Genomic DNA, 19,482 nt, shown 5'->3' on the forward strand with positions numbered 1-19,482 from the left:
AGCTGTGAGGTGCAGTCTTTGTTATACATGTGGTATGATATGGATAATAATCCAAATTATATTCGGATATTTGAGAAGTAACTGAAAAATGCACAAAGCAGTTACAATGGCAGATATTTCTGATGTACATAGCAATGTTTATACTTAGAGGCTGTTCTTAAGGAGGGATTAGATGAAGATATTTGTAGCCGGTGCAGCGGGCGTGATAGGACGGCTATTGCTACCTAAGTTATTTGAAGCGGGGCATGAGGTTGTCGGAATGACCCATAAGGAAGAAAATAGAGCATTTATTGAGAAATGTGGAGCACAGGCGGTAATCGCGGATGTTTTCGATCGAGAGGCCATATTTACGTCCATTCACAAAGCACAGCCAGAAGTGGTTATTCATCAGCTAACTTCACTAAGTCAGCGGAATTTCTCAGATAATTCCAGGATAAGAATAGAAGGAACACGAAATATTGTGGATGCATCCCTTGCAGCTGGCGTGGAACAAATTATTGCACAAAGTATTTCATGGGCTTATGAAGCTGGAGAGGAGCCAGCTACGGAGGAAACTCCATTAGATCTTAAGGCTTTAGAGCCTCGGAGAAGAACGATTGAAGGTATATACTCACTAGAGAAAGCAGTTGCCGAGATCCCAAATCATGTGATCTTGCGGTATGGAATGTTGTACGGCCAAGGAACATGGTATGACACTAATGGCTATATGGCAGAGGAAATTCGTCAAGGACGAGTGACAGCGACAGATGCAGTTGTATCATTCCTACATGTGGAGGATGCAGCTAACGCAGCGGTGCTTGCTCTGAACTGGCCTTCAGGCCCTGTGAACATCGTAGACGACGAGCCTGCTAAAGGATTGGATTGGTTATCAGCTTATTCAGATACCATAGATGCTCCTGCTCCTAATGTTCAAGAAGGCAGAGAAGGATGGGAACGGGGAGCCTCCAATACGAAAGCCCGAATGGATTACGAATGGAGTCCACTGTACCGGTCATGGAGGTCAGGATTTGCTCGGAGCTTGAATGTCCAGAGTGAATGAATTCAGCTACTGAAAGGAAGTGCAGTATGAGTTTACTTCTTGTGATTTTGTTCTTTATTGGTTTAATCATGATGATTAGCAATCAATATGCGATGATCAAGAAAATGGACGAAATGAATGAGTCACTAAGTGAAATTAATAATAAACTTGGTTAGCTAATGTTGAAAAGGAGTGATGACGTGGGGGTAATAAAAAATTTCTCTCTAGTGGTCGTGAATTTAATCGCGGATCTATGGTTTGGAATCGTACGAAAACCCGAATTTTATGATAATCACACGGTTACTACAACAAAGAGAGGGTATGTCCTATTTGTAACGTTAGCAGGTATTATCGCTGTGGGAACCGCCATTTGGCTATGCTCTAGAATTTATTAAGGAGAAGACTGCCAATAGGCGGTCTTTTTTTCATATTGGACGTCAGCATGCATGACTCGACAAACGGTTAAGTGAGGCTAGACGAACGAATCGAGTCGGCATTTTGTTACTACTTGCCGTGTCTTATGAAATTCAAAGTAAGGATAGTCAGGTTTAGAAAGGAACCTTGAGCTTGCTGAGTTAGTTTGCGTTTGTGCTCTCTAGAAAACTGTAAAGATTAATATATAAGTGTTTATTACCAATCATTTACTTTAAGAAGTGATACTATAGATGATAGAAGGTGAAGTAGCAGCGAGGAGGAATTGTACATGCAATTAATGGGATGGTCTGAGGATGAAATATCGTATGAGCTAAGTAATCATTATTCAATTCGTAAGGCTGAATCGGAAGAGTGGGGAGTGTATTGCTCCATTTATTACAATATTCAGTATATTGGATTTTTTAGAGAAGATGGGTTCAATTCTGCCCAAAAGAATGCTTTTTGGATCTATAAAGGGGAGGCGAAAATAGGTGGAGTAAGGATGTCACCTAATCGGATTTATCATCTATTTGTTATTCCACCTTTTAACGATACATTTGTGGTGCTTAAACTGCTAAAAAAGCTTTTGATATATTGGTCTGACCGAACGGAGCCTATAAAAACCTTCGAGGTTCTACCGGATCAAGTTCATTTATTTGCGCGGGCAGGATTTTGGCCAGATGAGTTCAGATGTCGCTGGATGCAGCGTCCTACAGATCATTTCGAGGTGGAATGGAACGAAGAATTTAGAATTGAAAGTCCACAGATCGAAGATGATGGAAAAGGTACTAGACGGTTTATTCTTGAAGATCAGATCGCCGAATGTAGCTACGCTAGCTTTGCCGGAAGCCTCGAAGCGACTAGAAGAAAGCAATTCTCCTTTGAAGATTTTATTCCAAGTGAAGAACCGAATTATACGAATGAAGCATTACTTACCGCGTCAACGCTTGTGTATGATAGGAAATCAGGACAGTTAATTGCCAATTGTCTCTTGGGCTTACAAGGAGATTATGCAGCAGTTTATAGTATTGGTGTAATGCCCGGTTATAGAGGCAAAGGGATAGCGACACTGATGTTGAAAAGAGGACTAAGTCTCCTTAAAGATAAGTATCCATTCCTTAGATTATATGTCATGGAAGGTAATGATGCGGAGTCTGTCTATACAAATCTAGGATTTGTTCAAGGAGTACAAGAGATACAGAGCATGTATATTCCCGTGAACGATCAAGCATAAACGTTTTCGGTATCCTTATAAGGGCGGTAAGCGTTTAAGCGAGTATAGCGGGGAATATATACTTTCTAAAATTTTAAAAAAGGGCTACCGGATGGCAGCCTTCTTCATCCTATCTAGGCATGTGAGGTTATGGGAAACATGAAATGTTTAGGTAGTTCTTTTAAAAGTGGACGAACAAATAACGTATCCTCACTCTGGGGGATTAATTCTGTTTCCATATGCTCTAGTGCATAATCTGGGGTGAAATAAAAATGGATAATTTCAGTTTCAGGAGAAATAATGCTATTCAATATCGCTTCGATATCCAGACTTGTTGTACTAATTATATCAAAAATATGAAGCTGATGACCCTCATGTTTAAAGATCACTACAACGTCAGCTTCTTCAATATAATAAAAGGAATCATGAAAAGGAAGGATGAAATAAAACAGCAGCTGATGTTCATTGTTTACAACGCTGAGTATAGTGGATACCGGTACTTTTCCTTCAGCGAATTTTTTTATCATGATGAGATCAACGGAGCTATTCATAGATAAGGGACGCACAGAGAAGGTTTTAGACGTTTGATTTCTAAGATTGGAAGCGTTAATCGAAAAGCTGCTTTCTTGCATGCGTTCAAATCCGAATTTGGGATAAAAATCCAAAGCGCTGTCGTTTGCAAATAAGTAGATGAAGTCATATTCCTGTTCGTACTTCGCGATAATATGATCTATTAATCTCCTGGATAATCCTTGCATGCGATAATCAGGATGTGTCATTACAGTGCCAATTTGGATGGCATTATACTCTTTTTGATTTAATATAATCGTCATTTTGTTTATGGATGCATTTGCGATCATTTGGTCCCCATCGATATAGGAATAACAGATATACTTGTCATTCCAGCCTCCTTGTTCATACCATGGCGAAAAATCAATCCCGAAGATAGATTTAGCTAATATATTAAAGCTTTCTTTATATTTTTTGATATGCTTATAATCACTGACCAATTGGTAATCGCTCATAAGTAAGCCTCTTTTCCAAAGTGTTTTTCATAGTCACGTTTAATGGTTATATCTTACTACACCGTTCTAAAGTAATGTTTATTATAAAAAAACAATCCCGAAATGATTTGGAGGCTAGAAAATGAGAGAGATAGATTATAGTAATTATTACTGGAAAGACGAGAAAATCAGATTACGGTCAATTCAAGAAGGGGATTGGGAAGGCTATTATACGAATCGTTTCGATACTCCAGCGCGGCGACTCTTACAGTGTGCTGTAGAACTACCACCTACCATTGCCGAAGCTAAAAATTTTGCGGAGACTTACGCTGAGTTCTCATCAGATAGACTAATGTTTACGATCGAAGATTTGCATGGTGAAAATGTTGGAGGCGTAAATCTGAATAGCATTGACGAGAAAAATGGTACGTTCAGCATTGGCGTGCAGGTGGATAAAGATCATCGAGGGAAAGGGTATGGAACGAGAGCTATAACCATTCTCTTAAAGTATGCTTTTTTTGAGCGACGGCTAAATAAATTTAATGAATGTGCGCTTGAAGGCAACGAAGGTTCAATAGGGATGTTAAAGAAAGTCGGCTGCGTGCAAGAGGGTGTGCGGCGGAAAGTTATTTACACGAACGGACGATATTATGATTTGATATTGTTTGGATTGACGAAGGAAGAATTTATGGAGAAAAACGCGATGAATTAGAGAGCGTAGTTTCGGACTCAGTTGCAGCTATTCCTTAAGAATAGCTGTATTTTTGTTGCTTTTTATGTCAATAGCGTCAGTGGAGTCCGTTAGCAATCTAAAAGGGGTGTAAAACAGCGTTTAGGATCAGCTGGGTCCGATGGCAGTTACGTACGAGCAAAACGGATCAAACCCAAGAAAATTTAGATAAATTAAGGTATACAACCATGTACAACCAAATAATTCTGTACTTTCATCATATGAAAAATTCACAATAGAAAATCACAAAAAACAACTCTATCTTGTTACTTTCAATAAATTCATCATCTATCCCTATTAAATTTCTATACAAATCGGAAAAAGTGAACCCACTCCCACATTTCAGGTTGTGAAAGTTGGAAAATAGTGCTTATACTAGAGTTATAGAAGGTAAGATTAACCAAAAAAACACAACATGAGGAGGGCTTATATGGCGTTTATGATTGCTCAACGGGCTTTTATCAAGGTGTATCTTATAACAATGGTAGAACAACATCGCGGGTATGGATACCAAATGCTTGAGGATTTACGTCGAGATTTCAAGGCACATGGCTATTCCCCCCCACAGAGCGAAATTTATCGCGCACTGCATGAGCTGGTACAGCAAGGGATTTTATATCGTACTAAACAGCTAAAAGGGAATGACCCGAAGGTGGATTTTCAAGAAATTGTCTTATATCATTTTACTTCTGATGGTGAAGAGAAAGCGAAGCTATATAAGAAGCAGGTGAAGACGGATCTTGACCGCTGTCTAGGTATTTTGAACAAGGCGGTTGCGGATAACTTCTAGAACTGGAACTATAGTTATATTTTCAGGATGCTCTCACCCTGTTATAATGGTTACTGCCGGATAATTGCAGTATATACTTGGAGGTAACAAATGATGGATGAACATATGAAACGTCGATTGGACAAACAACGTAAGCTATTCAGCCAACTTGGCATCACACTAGATGCTCTAACCATACATGAAAAAGAATTCAGTATGAAGCTTCGTGGTTACGATGCGGAGGAAGTGGATACATTTTTAGATAGCGTAATCAAGGATTACGAACGTTTTTATGCCACAATTGCTGATCTGATGGATAAATGGCAGGAGCAGCAAATAGAGATGCGCGAATTAAAATCAGAAACCAAAGCCACAGAGGTTATTCAGGTCCCAGTACTTCGAGGCATCGACCCAAAGGACTTAGAAGAGGTCATTCTAAAACTGGAAACCAATGTTCGTCAGCTTAAAGATAAGCTTCCCCAAATCGAAAGCTATTTATAAGTCGAGAATTTTGAGTTCAGGAGCTGCGCTTGACATTTATAAATTTACCATTGACGAGTTAGCAGTTCATGATTTATGATATGTTCATAAATGATCATTTATATTTTAGTGGCGTGTTACCGTTAAGGGCATGAGCCAAGGATTGTCTTCATCTCGATGAGACATTTCTTGGCTTTTTTTGTTCCTAATTGACGATAATATGGGAAAGGAGTGATGAGCTTGTCGCGGGAGATCGAGCAATTTCAAGTACAGCGTGTGATTGGGAACAACGTTGTAATGGTTCAGGGAAGCAAGAACGGCAAGGAATATGTCATCATCGGTAAAGGCATTGGTTTTGCTGTGAAAGGTTCAGGTGTGATTGAAGGAAACGATCCTCGTATTGAGAAATTGTTTCGTCTAGAAGACCGCGAATCCTGGAGTCAGTATCAAATATTGCTGGAAGACATAGATCCCAAAGTGATGAGAATAACTGATGAAATAATTGCTGATATCCAAAGTCAATTTCCTGACAAATTAAACGACAAGATTTATTTGGCACTCCCGAGCCACATTCAATTCACCATTTACCGTCTGCGCAACGGGATGGATATTATTAATCCTTTTTTACAAGAAACTAAGATGTCTTTTCCGAAGGAATTTGATATCGCTTACAAGGCATCAGAGAAGATCAACGCTGAATTTCAGGTGCAAATTCCCGAAGATGAGGTTGGATTTTTAACTTATCATGTGTACTCCGCAGTTAACAATGTATCGGTGGGTCAGTTAGTAAAAGCATCTAATATTGTAAGTGAACTTCTGGATATGATACAGCAAGAACGGAATATAACTTTTGAGCATGGCAGTATGAATCATATTCGATTAATGATCCATTTACGGTTTTCACTGGAACGTATTTTAAAAGGATCACTAATAGATAATCCTTTTGTGAAACATATTAAGAAGGAATACAAAGAAGAATACAAGTTATCTCAAAAGCTCGGTAAAGTGATGCAAAAATCTCTTGGTGTAGATATCCCAGAAGAAGAGCTGTGTTTCCTGGCAATGCACTTACACCGATTATTTCAGACTTTAGTGAAGCAAAACTAACATCTTTAGAGGAGTGGAGCATATGTTTTCCAAATGGAAATCAAAAAAAGAAGAGAAACATACTGGACATACAATCGAAATCATGGCACCTATCAGCGGAGAGGCAGTTTCATTAACTGAGGTTCCGGATGAAACCTTTGCTGGTGGTCATATGGGTAGCGGAGTTGCAATCAGACCTTCCGAAGGAATACTAAAAGCTCCTTTTGATGGCACGGTTGCTCATATCGTGAAATCGAGTCATGCAGTTATTCTGGAACATTCCTCCGGTGTGCAATTGCTGTTACATATCGGAATCGATACTGTCAGTCTTAAGGGCAACGGATTTGTCAGTCATATTGCCTCTGGAGATCAAGTGAAGGCAGGTCAAACCTTAATCGAATTTGATCTGGATGTTATTCGCGCAGCAGGCTGTGACACAATTTCGCCTGTAATCGTGACTAGTACGGAGGAAACACCACCTCAAGTGAACGGACATTATGGTCAGGTTACAGCAGGACAGGATCTGATTCTTACAGTGGCTTCAAAGTAATAGGCTGATAGAGCATTACTACTATTGAATCGAAAGGATGATATTGTTATGTTGGCTTTTCTACAAAAATTAGGTAAGTCGCTTATGCTTCCTGTCGCTACTATGCCAGCGGCAGCTATTCTTCAAGGCTTTGGTTTGCTTAACTATGAAAAAGATTTGCATCTAGGAGCTACGGTAGGGGGGTTCCTGAATCAATATTTTGCGCCCTTTTTAAACGCTGGAGCGAATGCAATCTTCGGTAACCTTGCTTTGATCTTTGCGGTAGGGGTCGCTATTGGATTTGCTAAGGATGCTGTAGCAGCCTTGTCAGCAGTAATTGCTTACATGGTTCTGACCAAGATTCTAGCAGTTGTACCTCTTCAATTCTCCTTCATCAATGATGATGTAGTGTTGAATATGGGTGTGCTTGGTGGTATATTTGCCGGTGCTTGGGCAGCGTTCCTATATAAGAAATATCATAATATTAAGATGCCAGATTGGCTTGGATTCTTTGCGGGTAAACGTTTTGTTCCAATCATTACCGCAGCTTCCACGATGGTCCTTGCCGTATTAATTGGGATGATCTGGAGTCCTGTACAAGATGTGATTAGTGATTTCGGAAACTGGGTTGTGTCTCTCGGTGCGGTTGGAGCTTTCATCTTTGGTACAGCTAACCGTCTATTGATTCCAATCGGACTACATCATGTACTTAATACGATTGCTTGGTTCCAAATTGGTGACTTTACGAATGCAGCGGGTGAATTGGTACATGGTGATTTGTATCGCTTCTTCGCTGGAGATAAAACAGCTGGGATGTTTATGACTGGCTTCTTCCCAATCATGATGTTTGCGCTTCCAGGTGCAGCGCTTGCATTTATTCATACAGCTAAACCTGAAAAACGCAAAATGGTTGCTTCTATCTTTATCGGTTCTGCCATTGCTTCTTTCTTAACAGGGATCACGGAGCCTCTTGAGTTCTCCTTTATGTTCTTGGCACCAGTTTTGTACTTGGTGCATGCATTACTGACAGGTTTCTCTATGGCTCTAATGTACATTCTAGATGTTAAACTTGGATTCGGCTTCTCTGCTGGTTTGATCGATTATCTAGTGAACATGAAACTATCCACCAATGCATGGATTCTTATCCCTGTAGGTCTGTGCTTCTTCGTTCTGTACTACGTGTTATTCCGCTTTATCATCACGAAGTTCAAGCTTAAGACACCTGGACGTGAGGATGATGATGATGATGCGCTTGTAGCACCAACTGGAGGTAACGCAACGGGTTCAGTTGCTTCTTCCAAGGCTGCTCAAATTCTTGAGCACATCGGAGGACCTTCAAACATCGAAAATATCGATGCTTGTATTACACGCCTACGACTGATCGTTAAAGACGAAAAAGCTGTTAAAGATTCTGCACTGAAACAACTCGGAGCTTCAGGTGTGATGAGACTTGGTCAAGGTGCTGTGCAAATCGTATTTGGTCCGAAATCGGAGCAATACAAAGAAGAAATCGAGAAGTTACTATAACTTAACGTACTCCGTTTAAATTTAATTAGCAAGGGCTAGTCCGCATACTAGCCCTTGTTTTTTTGTATTATCAGGGGGATAAAGTGTTGCAATATACACAATACCTAGTATAATACTTGGTATAACCTTACAAAGGAGTCTGTACATATGTCAGTCGACGATTATCTGGACCTTTTAAATTATGCCAAAGCAATTAACGATGGACAGTGGCAGGCTGACATCATAGAGAGTTTAAAGAATCTTAACACAGTATCGGAAGAACCTCAGGTTCAAGAAGAAAGTGTGATAGAATTATGGTCACGGTTTGATTCCGTTAACATATTGATCATGAAGTTGTTTGAGAAGCTGCGTAAGAATGAAGAATCAGATGAAGTGTTACATTGGAAAGAACAGCTTCTAGAGCTTAAGCTGGAGCGGAGTATTTTATCCAAGAAGATTCTTAATCGGTATATTCGAATTCGATAATTGGGATCAAAATAGAGTTGTAAGAGAAATAATGAAGACAGTTACCTTATTAATTAGGGGCTGTCTTTTTGTATGTATTATGATGGGTTATGATAATTATGAAGAATTCTGATACAAAAATGTACTGACAGTCGTCTTACTTATAGCTGCAGCTGATAAGGAGGATTTACACGATGGAAATTCCGGAATCTGAAATTTTTAAAACAATATTTTATGAACATCACCCTATTGTCCGCCGTAAGCTTGCCGCTTTGGTATGTGATGAATCGGCGGCTGATGATTTAGCTCAAGAAGTTTTTCTGAGATTGTACCGAAATCCACCAGATGATCCAGCAGCGCTGGGGGCCTGGCTTCATAGAGTCCTTACTCGTATTGGATATGATTATTTGGACAAAAAAGCAAGGGAACGGCGACTGCAGAATAAACAAGAGCAGCTTTATGATGCTAGTGAATCTCCCCCTTCAGGTGAAGATGTCATAATCAGTAAGCTAGATCAGGAAGATGTACACGCCTGGCTGAATGAATTGCCTGAAAGAGACAGACAAGCACTTCTACTTCGCTACTCGGGGTACAGTTATGTGGAAATCGCGGGAGAGCTTGGAGTAAGACCTCCAGTAGTAGGGACCCTGCTCCACCGAGCGACAGAGAAACTAAGACAAAATGCAACGAAGGCGATACCCCAGACGAAGTAGGCTTCTTTTGAGGAGAAGTTACGAAGTAATCTTTAAAATCAGGAGGTACAATAATGAATAACAATTCAGGAAAGCAAGATAAAGATAAGCAAAGTACAGACGAAGCCTGGCTCAAGCTACAGAGTAAGTTAGAAAATGAACCTTATAATCCTCAATGGGCAAAATGGAGTCAAATTAGTGAAGCTCAAACTGAGGATTCTGTTAACTTAAGTCAGCCAGCAAATGTCGAGAATCTTCAATCAGAGTCAACACCAACAGTAGTACAGGACATCCTTGTAACTACTCATGATAAGAATGTACAACGTCCGCGCCGACTGCGTATGAACCGTCGTCGGAAGCTAGGAGTTGTAGCTGCAAGTGTAGCTGTTTTTGCAGTCATACTTGCGACCCCAATAGGCAATACAGCAATGGCATCTATTCTGAATCAGTTCCGGATGGAACAGGTCACGGTTGTTCATGAGAGTGATCTGCGTAATATTTTCACACAGGTGGCTGAAGACGGTGAACTTAATCGATCCATTAATCAATTCGGTGAGTTTACAAACGCTAGCGGGGCTTACATTGGTGAGTTGCCTGCAGATCAACTGAAGTCCACCCTTGGATATCCAGCGAAAAAGACTGCTTTAGTGGAAGGACACAATATAGTTTCGGTGGGTGCTTCACAAGATATCACGCTTAATCTGAAAGTTGACGAAGTAAACAAAGCCCTGAAAAAAATTGGAGCAGATCATCTGCTGCCTGAATCGATTGACGGTAAACCTATAACACTTCATATTCCGGAAACTGTGAATTATAATCTCTCATCTGACGAAACACATTGGGCGAGTCTGTCGCAGATGAATGCGCCTGTACTAAACGTTGATCCTTCTATTAAAGTGGAAGAGGCTTTGGAAGCTGTAATGAATTTCCCACTGCTGCCAGATTACTTGAAGACTAGCTTAATGCAAAGCAGGGTCTTATCCGGAGAAATCCCAATGCCGTTAATTGCTGGTGAAAATACGGAGCAAATAACTGTGGGTGACATTTTAGTTATTGTTGACAATTATGAATACAGCCGCGGTCCTGTATATCAAGCTACATGGATTCAGGATGGACAGCTATTTAATTTGTCAGGTGAGCTCTATTCGAGTAAAGAGAAGCTTATGACCAAAGTTCAGGAGCTGATTGAATCGTGAGTACTGCAGCAATTGAAGCCAAGTCTCTAACTAAAGAATATGATAACGGGCGCGGTTGTCGAGATGTAAGTATTACTGTAGGGAAAGGGGAAGCCTTTGGCTTCCTCGGCCCTAACGGTGCAGGTAAAAGCACCTTTGTAAAAATGCTTGTAGGTCTTATTCATCCATCAAGTGGCAGTGGAACATTGTTCGGGCATAAGATTGGTTCGCTAGAAGCGAAATCGCTAATCGGTTATTTACCCGAATTGTATCGTTATCAGGAATGGCTGACGGGTGAGGAGGTTGTAAGGCTGCATGCAAGACTATGCGGAATGCAGCGGTCTGTAGCAGATAAGAGAATTCCACAACTTCTTGATGAGGTTGGAATTGGTAAGCGTGGACGTGACCGAGTGAAGCATTACTCTAAAGGAATGCAGCAAAGACTGGGATTAGCTTGTGCACTTGTTAATGAGCCGGCTATCGTGTTTTTGGATGAGCCATCATCGGCTCTAGATCCAATCGGACGTCAGGAAGTCCGGCGTATATTACAGACTCTAAAAGAAAAAGGGGTTACGATATTTCTAAACTCTCATTTGTTAGAGGATGTTGAAGTGCTTTGCGACCGAATGGCGCTACTGAATAACGGAGTTATTCTCCGGCATGGTAAAGTGTCCGAGGTGTTAAACAAGCGTATGAGCTGGCGATTTAAAGTAGGCGGCTATGCGCCTATTTTATTGTCGTGGCTAAAAGATCAGACAGGCTTGCAGATCCGGGTGTCTTCCCATACCGAAGAATCCATAGATAGTAGCAGGGTTTGGTTGGAAGCGGAGCTGGAAAGTGAAGAGCAGGTGGGTTGGCTGAATACACTGATTATAGAACAAGGGATGACCTTATATGAAGTTTCACATCAGCAAGAACGTCTAGAAGAGTGGTTTATGAATGCTGTATCAGGACTAAGCCACAGAGGTGAGCACGAATGAGAATTATAATGGGTATGACCTGGAAAGAGCTGATGCGCAAAAGAGTAATGGTGCTGACATTACTTATGACCGTGGTTTTTCTTATTGGGTTCTGGTTTATTGCGGGTACGATCGGGCAAAGTTCTATGTCTCACGGTTCTAATTTTCCTAGCGGAGAAGAACTTCTTATTCGTTTTACAAATGGTTTATTTATTTTATCGTTTGGATTTTTCTTCGGAGCTTTTGTAATTGCTTTTTTAGCTATTTTTAGTTCATTTTCCGCCATATCCGGTGAGGCAGAGCAGGGAGTGATGCAAGCCTTGCTTCCAAGAGCCATTCCGCGCTGGAAATGGTATGCAGGCCGCTGGCTTGGTTATGTAACACTGGGAATAGGTTATGCGCTGATTTTATTTATTTCTATATTGCTAATTACGCAAGCCCATGCCGCAATTCCAAGAGATGGATTAGCGTTATTCAAATCATTTTTGCTCTTTTCTTCCATCGTACCGTTGCTAATAACTGTTTCTATGCTGGGTTCAGGATTCTTCTCAGCCCTTGGGAATGGAGTCTTTATGACGATGCTTTATGGAGCAGGATGGCTTGGAGGAATGATTGACAAGGTAAGTAGTTCTTTATTATCTGAGCCCGAAGCACTTAGCACTCTAAATAATATGACGGGGATAATGTCCTTACTTATGCCTGTAGACGGGTTACAGCGCAGAATGACTGCTGAACTGTTTAGTATTAACGAAATGAACGGGATGTTTAATGCTTCCAATAGTCTATTTGGATTAGATAATTTGACCTCAGTCCCATCTAATACATTTATCGTCTATGCGATTTTCTATACACTGTTGGCCTTCTTAATTGGATTGTATCGATTTCAACGGAAGGATCTATAGCAGTTTAACAATATATCGAAAAACTTAAAATGCCCTTTTTGTTGCCGGATTTTCGGAACAAAAAGGGCTCTTCAAGTTAGTATAAGTCGGATTAATTTTTAACACTAAGCTCAATCCAATCCGTAGACCAATTCCCAATTTCACCAAGTATAGGAGCCAACGCGGTACCTTTTGGAGTAAGGGAGTACTCAATGCGTACTGGCATTTCTGGATATACGGTTCGCTCAATAATACCCTCGATTTCCATTTCTTTTAATCGGTCGGATAGCACTTTACCACTTAAATTGGACAGACAGCTTTCAATTTCGCCAAAACGACGAGGGCCAGGCATAAGCACGAAAACGATCAGCGCGACCCAACGTTTACTTAGCAAGTCTACCGCTTTTTCAAAGCGAGGACACATGTTGAAATCATTCATAATATCACCTCGACATTCATTATATCATAAACTTACATAAAGTAATTATAAATATTTAAAGATATATTATAACTTGACGAAGTTATATTACAATGATAAACTTACTTACAAATAGTTACTTATATTTTAACTAATATTTAATCTTTATGTATAGCTGAAACTATACTAGATGAACATTGAGGAAGGTGTCACACATGACAAAACCAGATATTATTTCTATCCTACAAAATAAAATTACTCGAATTCCTTTAGAAAACAGTACAAATATATTGGTTGGACCGATTACTTTACCCGTGAATTTAGACGGAGAGACTGTTACTTTTAAATGGTACAACTGGCTGAACACTACGGATGCAGAGCTTCTTGGTGATAATAGTGAAGCAACAGCTGCTTTGATTTCAAAGTTACCTTCCATGAGCCTCGCAGATGGTCAGCAATCCAGTGTTTTAGTATATGGTGATTTCGAAGCTTCAGATGAAGCTTTGATACGGATGCATAGCATTTGTCATACCGGCGATATTTTTGGCAGCAAACGTTGTGATTGTGGCTTCCAACTGCATCAGTCCATGAAAATGATCGTCGAACATGGTTCAGGTGCGTTATTCTATCTTGCTAACCATGAAGGCAGAGGCATTGGATTGTTTAGCAAATCTTTAGCGTATCTTTTACAAGAAGAAGGATACGATACAGTTGAGGCTAATTTAGAGCTGGGTTTTTCTGATGATTCAAGAAATTATGAAGAAGCGATTAGCGTTCTACAGCATCTGCGTCATAAACCAGTCACGTTAATTACGAACAATCCGAAGAAACTGGAAGCTCTCAAGACTGCAGGTATGAATGCAGTGAAAAGAGTAGCGCTGTGGGGAGATGTATCTTCTTTTAACGAGAAATACTTACGCACCAAAGTGGCTCGTTCAGGACATTTAGAGGCAGTGAAAGAAGCGAATCCAATTGTAGGAAGACTGGCTAAGTAAAAATTGAGGTAGTGCTTTTGCACTCCTTCGATTATAATGGGTTACTGGAACCCAACTTTAAGCTTAGTGAGGTACAATATGACTGCTATTCAAGTACAAGACTTACGCAAAACATTCAAAGTACAAAAAAACCGCGAAGGTCTCAAAGGGGCCTTCGCTGATTTGTTTAAAAGGGAGTATACGGAAGTAACGGCTGTGAAGGATATTTCCTTTTCCATTCCCGAAGGTGAGATTTGTGGTTATATCGGTGAGAACGGTGCTGGGAAATCAACCACGATCAAAATGCTCACGGGTATTCTCGTACCCACTTCTGGAAATCTTACGGTGGGCGGTTATGTTCCTTATTTGGAGCGCGAGAAATTCGTGAAGAACATCGGTGTGGTGTTCGGGCAACGCAGCCAGCTGTGGTGGGACATTGGGGTCATTGAATCCTTCCAGCTGCTGCGCAAGGTATACCGGGTATCTGAACAAGACTTCAAGAAACGGCTGGATGAATTGGTCGAACGATTGCAGTTGCAAGAACTACTGAATCGTCCTGTTCGCAAGCTCAGTCTCGGTCAGCGGATGCGTTGTGAATTAGTCGCAGCATTACTTCATAACCCTTCGATTGTATTTCTGGACGAGCCAACCATTGGTTTAGATATTGTGGTGAAGTCAGAGATCCGTGAATTCCTTAAAGATATGAACCGTGAGCATGGAACAACCATACTGTTGACTACACATGATCTGCAAGATATTGAGGCTCTTTGCTCGCGGGTGATCATGCTTGATGATGGTCGGATTATTTATGACGGCGGCCTAGAAGATCTGAAACAGCGCTGGGGAACCGGACGTGAAGTTCAATTTCAATTCGGAAATGCAACGAAACGGCAATTGCTTGAGCTTTGGACTGATGGGATGCCAGTTACTTGGTCTTCAGACAACGATCTTGGAGCATCGGTTTGGATACCGCTGGATTTAAATGTATCTGATGTTTTGGGACGGGTAGTAGGGAAAGCCGACATTACTGATATCAAAATCATTGAGACGAATACGGACGATATTGTTCGCAGTATTTATCAATCCGGGTCTGCGGATAAACCAGAGAAACAAGCTGCCGCTCTGAAGGATGAAAGAGAGGCTTTACATGTCTGATAAGCTTAATGCTGCAACAGCTATGTCTTCGTCCTCAGGAGGTTCTTCAGGTGGTCCTCCAGAGAATAGTCGTAGATTACTATTTGGGGCGTACTTAGATTTTATACGAATCCGGTTCCTTACCATGCTTGCTTATCGGATTAACTACTACTCAGGTATTCTGATCTATTCACTGAATATCGGAGTTAACTATTTCACGTGGATGGCCATTTATGGTAATGGGGATTCACTTGGTGGCTTTACCGCAACGCAAATGACGTCTTATGTCGCTGTTTCTTGGATGGCTCGTGCGTTTTATTTTAATAATCTAGATCGTGAGATCTCTACGGATATACGAGACGGAAGTATCGCTATCCAGTTTATAAGGCCTTATAACTATGTCTTAGTCAAAATGATGCAAGGACTCGGTGAGGGAATGTTCCGCTTCCTCTTGTTTATGATTCCGGGTATGGCTATAGCGATGTTGTTGTTCCCGGTTCAATTACCGACAGCACCAACTGCTTGGGCGGGTTTTCTTGTAATGCTCTTTTTCAGCTTTTTGATTAATTCACAGATCAATATTATTACGGGGCTCTCGGCTTTCTTTGTTGAGAATAATGAGGGCATGATGCGTATGAAGCGGGTAATTGTTGATCTGTTCTCTGGTCTGATCGTGCCGATCAGTCTGTTTCCTGACTGGCTATCTTCTATACTTAAGGTGCTGCCGTTTCAGGCGATTACTTACTTGCCAGGTTCTGTATTTACAGGACGGGTACAAGGGGTTGGGATTTGGAATGTACTGGGGATACAGATCGTTTGGTTCCTGGCCTTACTGATTCCAATTGTCTGGTTATATCATGCGGCGCGGCAGCGTCTCTTCGTGCAGGGAGGTTGAGGAAACGTGTATTACCTTGGATTATTAATTGAATACATCAAGAATTATATGAAGTCCCGGCTCACCTATCGCGCCGATTTCTGGGTAGAAGTCATATCGGATTTGCTCTTTCAGGCTACAAACTTTATCTTTATACTAGTAATCTTCATGCATACGGATAGCCTTGGCGGCTGGAATCAGAACGAAGTAGTGTTCGTTTATGGGTTCTTTATGGTGCCTTTTGGGGTGTTTAGTTGTTTTGTGAATCTATGGGGATTTAGTGAGCGTTATATCGTCAAAGGTGAGATGGACCGTATTTTGACGCGTCCGGCGCATAATCTGTTCCAGATTTTTTTGGAAAATGTTGATCCACCAGCACTAATGGGCTCATTCATAGGTATTATTATTATGGCCATCAGTGGTAGTAATCTGGGTCTTCCCTTTGAATGGTGGACGATACCGGCTCTGATCATTCTTACGTTAAGTGCCGTCGCCATTTATACGGGGATTTATACGACACTGACTTCTTTATCATTCTATTCTGATGCTCCAACAGGGATTCTCCCGTTAATGTACAACATTCAGACCTACGGTCGTTATCCGGTAACGATCTACAATCGCGCCATTCAGGTGCTGCTTACGTGGGTCATTCCGTTTGCATTCGTCGGAGTCTATCCGGCAGCGCTCTTCCTGCAGCGTGATGAGATGACAAACCTTGCGCTGATGACACCTGTTGTAGGTGCGATATTCCTTGGGATTGGTCTGTTAGCATGGAGTTATGGTGTTAGAAGATATAAGGGAGCGGGCTCTTGAGTTAAGCTAGAGTCTTGTTATGTTGGAAAGGCTACCTTCGGGTAGTCTTTTTTTTTTACTCCTAATTCATGAATATGCTAAAATCATTAATAACTTCGCTATCATAGTTTTGTTTCTGAATTCGATAAGAACGTTTCCTTAGCATCGATTGACAATGGATCAGGTGATCATTTGTTTATTATTATTGCACCTCAAGGAACGATAATTAAAGGATTTGATCATGAGTCAGAAGTAAGTCCATATGCGCGCGACGAACATGAAGTTTGGCTAGGAATCTATGAAGAAGCCCCAACTTCACTATTGTCTTTACTGGAAGATGAGGCGATAACTAAGGATGATGTTACTTTTTGTTTTTGGCGTGAAAATAATGACTTGACGTGGCAGAAGGGGAAGGTAGAGATTCCAACGGGAGCAGAGGATGGTTCGGACTTTTTGCTAGGAACTATTTTCCGCACAGCAGAGGATTTTGTGGAATTTGCCGAAGGTTATTTTGAACTTACACTCCCCTTAGAGGTTGTTGCACAAGTTTATGAGGGTGCAGCTATTACAAAAGAGATGATCAAAGCGTTAAATCCTGATGGTGATATTGAAAAAAACCTTCAGGAGTTAGCAGAGCTAGACTTTTAGGTAATTATCGATTTTGAAAACAAAGGGGGATGCGAAATAAATGAAGGGCTGCCGAATAGGCAGTCCTTTATTTATTGATCGGAAGTATTTCTTAAATGACGAGCGAAAATAGGAAATAAAAATAGAATACTTTCTCTTTATCAAAATTTTATTTACATATATCATTTTAATAAAGATACAAGTGAGAGGGATAAAACTTTACATAATTCAAGCGATCTTAATCACTCTCAAAACAATTTTGTGAGTGTGAGTTAGGTTCCAGAGTAGAGTACTTGGAGTGGAAGTGTTAAAATAATGCTTTTCAAAAATGGGGGAGTTTGTTATATGTTTGGAATTTTGGCTATTTCCGGCCTGTCTTTTCTTCTAGTGGCGATACTTACGCCGTTGTTGATCTGGACACTGCACAGGCTGAGGCTAACGCAGCCAATTCGCTCCGAGTTACCAGCGGATCATCAGGCCAAACGTGGTACACCGCTTATGGCAGGGTTGGTCCTGCTTATCGGAATAGCGATCTCGTTACAGTTTCATCCCGGACCTCTAATGTTACTCTTATGCGTCAAGTTTTTGTTGTTCAGCTCCGTCGGATTTCTGGATGATTTCAAAAAGGCTTTTTGGCAAAATCCGTCCGGCATCACCGGTCGCTCAAAGCTAGTGTTACAATTTATTTTTACTGGATCCATTTTGTATGTGTTGTTCCATTCATTCGGCCTGACGAGCGATATTGCGTTGTTTCAAGGGCACTATTTGCAATTGCCTTTGTACCTTTATGTCGGAATCATTTTGCTGTTTGTGGTGGGCTCCGCAAATGCCATCAATTTTACGGACGGTCTTGATGGGCTACTGATCAATGTAGCCATTCCAACGTATTTTTTCTTTTTTATGATTTCGGACAAACCTGAAGTGCAGACATTTTCACTTGTCATGATCGGCTGTCTGCTGGGGCTGTTCCTTTACAATATTTATCCGGCAAGAGCGTTTATGGGCGATACAGGATCACTGGCGATCGGTGGCTCCCTTTCTATTTTGGCTGTCATTGAGAAGGTCGAGCTTTTGCTTCCGATTTTGTTTTTCGTCTATTTTGCGGAGCAGGTGTCGGTTATTTTGCAAGTTTGGTACTACAAACGCACGAAGCTGCGGCTGTTCCGGATGGCTCCGATCCATTTCCATTTTAGTTTAAAATACGGATGGAGCGAAAACAAAATCGTGATGATATTTGGTTTCATTTCGTGGGTTTCCGTACTGATTTGCTGGTTAATTTGGAAATATCTCATGCACTAAATAACTCTTTTATATTTACAAATCTATAAAAGTAGATATAATGAAATGCATGGAACCTTTAGTGATATTTAAAGCTTTGTCTAACGAGACACGTAGTCAAATTATGATGTGGTTAAAAACTCCGGAGGAATACTTTGATGAGAAGCCTTATTTACAACAAGGCCTAAGTTTTCGAACTGGTATATGTGTGGGAGATATTCAAGCTAAAGCGGGACTAGCACAGTCTGTTATCTCGAGCTATTTATTGACTATGCAAAAAGCTGGTTTGTTGGAATCTGAGCGAATTGGGAAGTGGACGTACTATCGTCGGAACGAGAAGACAATTCAGGAATTTTCCGAGTATATTAAACAGAAACTATAAATGAGAGGAGGGAAGCCTTTTTTTTGATAATACATATCTACAAATCTGTATATGTGAATATAAAATGGAGGATTATTTTAAA

24 protein-coding genes are annotated in these 19,482 nt (G+C 40.8%); 22 read left to right on the top strand and 2 right to left on the bottom strand.

Going from position 1 to position 19,482, the window contains the following annotated elements; all coding sequences use genetic code 11:
* Nucleotides 1–172: 172 nt before the first annotated feature.
* The 4 genes from MHB64_RS13650 (at nucleotide 173) to MHB64_RS13665 (ending at nucleotide 2,666) form a co-directional block, all read left to right on the top strand.
* Complete coding sequence (locus tag MHB64_RS13650; protein ID WP_094874121.1) at nucleotides 173–1,039, top strand: NAD-dependent epimerase/dehydratase family protein; 867 nt, start codon at nucleotides 173–175, stop codon at nucleotides 1,037–1,039.
* A 26-nt stretch (nucleotides 1,040–1,065) separates the two neighbouring features.
* Nucleotides 1,066–1,194, top strand: coding sequence for a hypothetical protein (locus MHB64_RS13655; protein WP_256716254.1), 129 nt, complete (start codon nucleotides 1,066–1,068; stop codon nucleotides 1,192–1,194).
* A 24-nt stretch (nucleotides 1,195–1,218) separates the two neighbouring features.
* Nucleotides 1,219–1,413, top strand: a complete 195-nt coding sequence (locus tag MHB64_RS13660) for a hypothetical protein (RefSeq protein ID WP_094874120.1) — start codon at nucleotides 1,219–1,221, stop codon at nucleotides 1,411–1,413.
* Between the two features lie 308 nt (nucleotides 1,414–1,721).
* Nucleotides 1,722–2,666: a GNAT family N-acetyltransferase gene (locus MHB64_RS13665; protein ID WP_094874119.1), complete on the top strand. Its 945-nt coding sequence runs from the start codon at nucleotides 1,722–1,724 to the stop codon at nucleotides 2,664–2,666.
* Between the two features lie 113 nt (nucleotides 2,667–2,779).
* On the opposite strand, the gene MHB64_RS13670 is transcribed toward MHB64_RS13665, so the two are convergent.
* Nucleotides 2,780–3,670 carry a GNAT family N-acetyltransferase gene (locus MHB64_RS13670; protein ID WP_341134618.1) on the bottom strand — a complete coding sequence of 297 codons (891 nt, stop codon included), beginning with the start codon at nucleotides 3,668–3,670 and terminating at the stop codon, nucleotides 2,780–2,782.
* Nucleotides 3,671–3,791: 121 nt separating this feature from the next.
* Here MHB64_RS13670 and MHB64_RS13675 point away from each other — a divergent pair, with 121 nt between their 5' ends.
* The 11 genes from MHB64_RS13675 (at nucleotide 3,792) to MHB64_RS13725 (ending at nucleotide 12,942) form a co-directional block, all read left to right on the top strand.
* Nucleotides 3,792–4,361 (top strand): GNAT family N-acetyltransferase, encoded by a 570-nt coding sequence (locus MHB64_RS13675; protein WP_094874117.1) that lies wholly within the window; start codon nucleotides 3,792–3,794, stop codon nucleotides 4,359–4,361.
* A 448-nt stretch (nucleotides 4,362–4,809) separates the two neighbouring features.
* The gene (locus tag MHB64_RS13680; RefSeq protein WP_042127258.1) at nucleotides 4,810–5,169 is read left to right on the top strand and encodes a helix-turn-helix transcriptional regulator; all 360 of its coding nucleotides are present in this window, start codon (nucleotides 4,810–4,812) and stop codon (nucleotides 5,167–5,169) included.
* Nucleotides 5,170–5,262: 93 nt separating this feature from the next.
* On the top strand, nucleotides 5,263–5,649 hold the full coding sequence (locus tag MHB64_RS13685; RefSeq protein WP_094874127.1) for a DivIVA domain-containing protein: 387 nt from the start codon (nucleotides 5,263–5,265) through the stop codon (nucleotides 5,647–5,649).
* 219 nt (nucleotides 5,650–5,868) lie between these two features.
* Complete coding sequence (locus MHB64_RS13690; protein WP_371916535.1) at nucleotides 5,869–6,735, top strand: PRD domain-containing protein; 867 nt, start codon at nucleotides 5,869–5,871, stop codon at nucleotides 6,733–6,735.
* A 22-nt stretch (nucleotides 6,736–6,757) separates the two neighbouring features.
* Nucleotides 6,758–7,264, top strand: a complete 507-nt coding sequence (locus MHB64_RS13695) for a PTS sugar transporter subunit IIA (RefSeq protein ID WP_042187759.1) — start codon at nucleotides 6,758–6,760, stop codon at nucleotides 7,262–7,264.
* A gap of 48 nt (nucleotides 7,265–7,312) precedes the next feature.
* Complete coding sequence (nagE, locus tag MHB64_RS13700; RefSeq protein WP_341134619.1) at nucleotides 7,313–8,770, top strand: N-acetylglucosamine-specific PTS transporter subunit IIBC; 1,458 nt, start codon at nucleotides 7,313–7,315, stop codon at nucleotides 8,768–8,770.
* Nucleotides 8,771–8,917: 147 nt separating this feature from the next.
* Entirely contained in the window at nucleotides 8,918–9,235 is a 318-nt protein-coding gene (locus tag MHB64_RS13705) for a hypothetical protein (RefSeq protein WP_042187762.1), read from the top strand.
* 173 nt (nucleotides 9,236–9,408) lie between these two features.
* Nucleotides 9,409–9,927: a sigma-70 family RNA polymerase sigma factor gene (locus tag MHB64_RS13710; RefSeq protein WP_094874113.1), complete on the top strand. Its 519-nt coding sequence runs from the start codon at nucleotides 9,409–9,411 to the stop codon at nucleotides 9,925–9,927.
* A gap of 53 nt (nucleotides 9,928–9,980) precedes the next feature.
* A complete protein-coding gene (locus MHB64_RS13715; protein WP_341134620.1) occupies nucleotides 9,981–11,102 on the top strand; it encodes a hypothetical protein in 1,122 nt (373 codons plus the stop codon).
* Nucleotides 11,099–12,061 carry an ABC transporter ATP-binding protein gene (locus MHB64_RS13720; RefSeq protein ID WP_341134621.1) on the top strand — a complete coding sequence of 321 codons (963 nt, stop codon included), beginning with the start codon at nucleotides 11,099–11,101 and terminating at the stop codon, nucleotides 12,059–12,061. Before MHB64_RS13715 ends, MHB64_RS13720 begins: the two co-directional genes overlap by 4 nt.
* A complete protein-coding gene (locus MHB64_RS13725) occupies nucleotides 12,058–12,942 on the top strand; it encodes an ABC transporter permease subunit (RefSeq protein WP_094874110.1) in 885 nt (294 codons plus the stop codon). The genes MHB64_RS13720 and MHB64_RS13725 overlap by 4 nt, the downstream gene beginning before the upstream one ends.
* Before the next feature lie 91 nt (nucleotides 12,943–13,033).
* Here MHB64_RS13725 and MHB64_RS13730 read toward each other — a convergent pair whose 3' ends face one another.
* A complete protein-coding gene (locus MHB64_RS13730; RefSeq protein WP_094874109.1) occupies nucleotides 13,034–13,360 on the bottom strand; it encodes a winged helix-turn-helix transcriptional regulator in 327 nt (108 codons plus the stop codon).
* A 194-nt stretch (nucleotides 13,361–13,554) separates the two neighbouring features.
* Here MHB64_RS13730 and MHB64_RS13735 point away from each other — a divergent pair, with 194 nt between their 5' ends.
* The 7 genes from MHB64_RS13735 (at nucleotide 13,555) to MHB64_RS13765 (ending at nucleotide 19,400) form a co-directional block, all read left to right on the top strand.
* Entirely contained in the window at nucleotides 13,555–14,334 is a 780-nt protein-coding gene (locus MHB64_RS13735; RefSeq protein WP_094874108.1) for a GTP cyclohydrolase II, read from the top strand.
* A 78-nt stretch (nucleotides 14,335–14,412) separates the two neighbouring features.
* Complete coding sequence (locus MHB64_RS13740; protein ID WP_094878247.1) at nucleotides 14,413–15,468, top strand: ABC transporter ATP-binding protein; 1,056 nt, start codon at nucleotides 14,413–14,415, stop codon at nucleotides 15,466–15,468.
* Nucleotides 15,469–15,592: 124 nt separating this feature from the next.
* Nucleotides 15,593–16,342: an ABC transporter permease gene (locus tag MHB64_RS13745; protein WP_256990638.1), complete on the top strand. Its 750-nt coding sequence runs from the start codon at nucleotides 15,593–15,595 to the stop codon at nucleotides 16,340–16,342.
* Nucleotides 16,343–16,390: 48 nt separating this feature from the next.
* On the top strand, nucleotides 16,391–17,134 hold the full coding sequence (locus MHB64_RS13750; RefSeq protein WP_179281745.1) for an ABC transporter permease: 744 nt from the start codon (nucleotides 16,391–16,393) through the stop codon (nucleotides 17,132–17,134).
* Between the two features lie 171 nt (nucleotides 17,135–17,305).
* A complete protein-coding gene (locus tag MHB64_RS13755; protein ID WP_341134622.1) occupies nucleotides 17,306–17,761 on the top strand; it encodes a hypothetical protein in 456 nt (151 codons plus the stop codon).
* A 324-nt stretch (nucleotides 17,762–18,085) separates the two neighbouring features.
* Nucleotides 18,086–19,039: a phospho-N-acetylmuramoyl-pentapeptide-transferase gene (mraY, locus tag MHB64_RS13760; protein WP_341134623.1), complete on the top strand. Its 954-nt coding sequence runs from the start codon at nucleotides 18,086–18,088 to the stop codon at nucleotides 19,037–19,039.
* Nucleotides 19,040–19,088: 49 nt separating this feature from the next.
* Nucleotides 19,089–19,400, top strand: coding sequence for an ArsR/SmtB family transcription factor (locus MHB64_RS13765; RefSeq protein WP_094874126.1), 312 nt, complete (start codon nucleotides 19,089–19,091; stop codon nucleotides 19,398–19,400).
* Nucleotides 19,401–19,482 lie beyond the last annotated feature (82 nt).

This window comes from Paenibacillus sp. FSL K6-2859, from assembly GCF_038008265.1.
GTDB lineage: Bacteria > Bacillota > Bacilli > Paenibacillales > Paenibacillaceae > Paenibacillus_AQ > Paenibacillus_AQ nitricinens.